Origin of the sequence: Marinobacter sp. OP 3.4, from assembly GCF_036224885.1 — a bacterium.
Taxonomy (GTDB): domain Bacteria; phylum Pseudomonadota; class Gammaproteobacteria; order Pseudomonadales; family Oleiphilaceae; genus Marinobacter.
This window is the reverse complement of record NZ_JAVVLT010000092.1, coordinates 1-2,039: the sequence shown is the minus strand read 5'-3', so window position 1 is coordinate 2,039 and position 2,039 is coordinate 1. Positions and strand designations below refer to the sequence as shown.

Below are 2,039 nucleotides of genomic sequence, written 5' to 3'. Positions count from 1 at the left end.
AACAGGGACGTTTTTGAAGAGCCTCCATGGATGGATTCACGGCGTGTCCCGGAAAAGGTTATCGCCTCGCAGGCCAGGCACGGAATACCAGTCCTACAAGACTGAGACACTGGGGCTAGCGCCTGAAGCGATACCGTTTTCCAGGACACGCCCGGCAAGTACATCCCTGTAGGGCTCGACGAGCGCCGTCCCTGGCGCTCGACGGTCCAGAAAAAGGTCCCCGAACCGGGCGCCCCCGGACTGTCTTCGTGTCTATTAGAAGAGATTTTCATATCCAGTAGCAGGAGTAATGTGATGAATCTGAAGAAAACCCTGATTGGCCTGACCGCTGTCGCGGCCTTTTCCGGCGTGCAGGCGGAAGAAACCCTGTCCGTGGCGGCGACTGCCGTGCCGCACGCCGAGATCCTGGAGTTCGTCCAGCCGACCCTGAAAGAGCAGGGTGTGGACCTGCAGGTGAAGGTGTTCACCGACTACGTGCAGCCGAACATCCAGGTGGACCAGAAGCGGATGGACGCGAACTTCTTCCAGCACCAGCCGTACCTGGATGAGTTCAACGATGGCCGTGGAACCGATCTGGTGACCGTGACCGGTGTCCATGTGGAGCCGTTTGGGGCCTATTCCCAGAAGGTGGATTCCCTGGAGGCGCTTGAGGACGGTGCCACCGTGGCCATTCCCAACGATCCCACCAACGGTGGTCGTGCCCTCCTGCTGCTGCAGGATGCTGGCCTGATTACCCTGGAAGACGAGAGCAAGATCACCGCCACCCCGCGAGATATTGCCGAGAATCCGAAGAACCTGGACTTCAAGGAGCTGGAAGCGGCCACCCTGCCCCGTATCCTGAACCAGGTGGATCTGGCGCTGATCAACACCAACTACGCCCTGGAAGCCGGTCTGAACCCGTCCGAGGATGCGCTGGTGATTGAGGGGGCCAACTCTCCCTACGTGAACATCCTGGTGGCCCGCCCGGACAACAAGGATTCCGACGCCATGCAGAAGCTGGCGGAGGCCCTGAACTCCGAAGCGGTTCGGGAGTTCATCAACGAAAACTACGAAGGCGCGGTTGTGCCGGCATTCTGAAGCCGGTCCCCGTCATTGGCTCCGGTAAGTCGGAGCAGGCAGTAGAAAGCCGGCCAGGTTTCCCTGGCCGGCTTTTTTGTGCGCCATTAACGGCGCTGCCATCCCTGGCGGGTCGAATGGGTAAGCCTGGGGCTTACTCGCCGGACCAGTTGGATTTGGGGTCCGGGGTCATGCGCAGGTAGGACCGGACGGCCTTGTAGCCTTTCGGGAAGCGCTCCTTGATCTCGTCCTCGTCCTGCAGGGAGGGCACGATGACCACGTCGTCGCCACGCTCCCAGTTGCCCGGGGTGGCTACCTTGTGGCTGTCGGTCAGTTGCAGGGAGTCCACCACCCGCAGCACTTCGTTGAAGTTGCGTCCGGTGCTGGCCGGGTAGGTGATGATCAGGCGGATCTTCTTGTTCGGGTCGATCACGAAAAGGGACCGGACCGTCATGCTGTCATCGGCGTTGGGGTGGATCATGTTGTACAGTTCGGACACCTTGCGGTCCTGGTCCGCGATGATCGGGAAGTTGACTTCGCAGCCCTGGGTGTCGTTGATGTCCTTGATCCACTCCCGGTGGGAGTCCGCCGGGTCCACGCTCAGGGCGATGGCCTTGACGTTGCGCTTGGCGAACTCGTCCTTCAGTTTCGCGGTCAGGCCCAGTTCCGTGGTGCACACCGGGGTGAAGTCCGCCGGGTGTGAGAACAGGATGCCCCAGCCGTCGCCCAGCCACTCGTGAAAGCGGATGGTGCCTTCGCTGCTGTCCTGTTCAAAATCCGGTGCGGTGTCACCTAGACGTAAACTCATACCTTCTCCTCCATTGTTGGTACTGCGACCAGCAGGCATCTGCATGGTCCATCGTGTTGGCGATGTTCAGGCTTCCGTTCTTGTCCGGTTCAGGGATTTCCTCCGGAAGTCTTTGGTTTACTAGTGTCCCGTCCGGGTAATTCGTTAGCCTACTGAGCCACTGAGGGCCTTGAGA

The 2,039-nt window shown here is 60.2% G+C and carries 2 protein-coding genes; one reads left to right on the top strand and one right to left on the bottom strand.

Going from position 1 to position 2,039, the window contains the following annotated elements:
- Positions 1 to 294 precede the first annotated feature (294 nt).
- Positions 295 to 1,077 carry a MetQ/NlpA family ABC transporter substrate-binding protein gene (locus RO069_RS14755; RefSeq protein ID WP_328188516.1) on the top strand — a complete coding sequence of 261 codons (783 nt, stop codon included), beginning with the start codon at positions 295 to 297 and terminating at the stop codon, positions 1,075 to 1,077.
- Between the two features lie 133 nt (positions 1,078 to 1,210).
- On the opposite strand, the gene RO069_RS14750 is transcribed toward RO069_RS14755, so the two are convergent.
- A complete protein-coding gene (locus RO069_RS14750; protein WP_328188514.1) occupies positions 1,211 to 1,864 on the bottom strand; it encodes a peroxiredoxin in 654 nt (217 codons plus the stop codon).
- Positions 1,865 to 2,039: the final 175 nt, after the last annotated feature.

Coding starts and splice junctions, on each gene's coding strand:
- RO069_RS14755 (WP_328188516.1), top strand. CDS start 295: ATGAATCTGAAGAAAACCCTGATTGGCCTGACCGCTGTCGCGGCCTTT.
- RO069_RS14750 (WP_328188514.1), bottom strand. CDS start 1,864: ATGAGTTTACGTCTAGGTGACACCGCACCGGATTTTGAACAGGACAGC.